General features: G+C 62.4%; 1 protein-coding gene. It reads right to left on the bottom strand.

The genetic code is table 11. From position 1 onward, the window contains the following. Positions 1 to 255, bottom strand: a 255-nt coding sequence (locus tag MRBLMA1_RS20855; protein ID WP_363739566.1) for a molybdopterin-dependent oxidoreductase, incomplete at both ends; no start/stop codon positions are given.

Below are 255 nucleotides of genomic sequence, written 5' to 3' on the forward strand. Positions count from 1 at the left end.
CGAGCGTATTGGTGGTGAAAAAGTGCCGCGATCCCACCGCCTGCATGAACGGCAAGTGGATCGAGAAGGCGGCGGAGTTGAAGTTCGCCCCGTTGCCGATGAACAGGCCCAGCGCCTCGGGACCGTCACGGTCGATGATCACCTTCATCTTCTCGGCGATTTCGTCGAGCGCCTGCTCGATCGAGATGCGCGCGAAGGTGCCGTCCGGCTGGCGCTTCAGGGGATGCAGCAGGCGTTCGGGGCTATATTGCGCTT

It is taken from the genome of Sphingobium sp. LMA1-1-1.1 (assembly GCF_040676365.1).
In the GTDB taxonomy this organism is placed as follows: Bacteria; Pseudomonadota; Alphaproteobacteria; order Sphingomonadales; family Sphingomonadaceae; genus Sphingobium.